This window comes from Vibrio sp. Y176, from assembly GCF_033438945.1.
Window position 1 is genome coordinate 1 of the sequence record NZ_JAWOQS010000292.1, and the last position, 834, is coordinate 834.

Below are 834 nucleotides of genomic sequence, written 5' to 3' on the forward strand. Positions count from 1 at the left end.
TAGGTCTACGTCACCTTTGCTTTCGTTGTTTACCACTGCGCCGTTTTTCGATGCAGATTTCATGTCTTTCATTTGTGATGTTGCTTTTTCTAGTGCCGCTTCATCGCCATCTTCCTCTGTCGAGGTTTGCGTTTTCATCAGCAGAGATGCAACCGCGAATGACACGCCTGTTGCTGCCGCGATAGAGGCAAGAACGCCAACAATTGAGCCTTTTTGAGTCATCAATAAGATGGCGAAGATAGAACCTGGAGAAGCTGGAGAAACGATGCCCGCATTAAACATGGTTAGAACGAACACGCCAGTCATACCAGCAGCAATAGCCGCAAGCATCAGACGTGGGTTCTTTAGAATATACGGTAAGTAAATCTCGTAAATGCCACCGAAGAAATGGATGATGGATGCACCGCCAGCCGTTTGGCGAGCCGTACCTTTGCCAAACACCATGTAAGCCAGCAGGATACCCAAGCCCGGCCCAGGGTTCGCTTCGATCAAGAAGAAGATCGATTGACCAGTCTCTGACGCTTGCTGAATACCCAGTGGAGAGAAGATGCCGTGGTTGATCGCGTTATTTAGGAACAGGATCTTCGCTGGCTCAACAAAAATAGAAGTCAGTGGCAGAAGGTGCGCTGAAACAAGGAAGTTTACGCCAGCTGCCAATGCGCCTGAAAGCACTTTGACAAATGGGCCGATAAGGAAGAAAGCCAGAATGGCGCACAGCATACCGATGATGCCCGCAGAGAAGTTGTTAACCAACATCTCGAAGCCACTTTTTACTTTACCGTCGATGTAGTTATCGAATTTTTTGATTGCCCAGCCACCCATTGGGCCAACCAT

1 protein-coding gene is annotated in these 834 nt (G+C 48.6%); it reads right to left on the reverse strand.

Features of this window, described 5'->3' with window-relative positions; translation table 11 throughout:
- A partial coding sequence (locus R7O13_RS25645) for a PTS transporter subunit EIIC (protein ID WP_318305042.1) occupies positions 1-834 on the reverse strand: 834 nt, incomplete at both ends.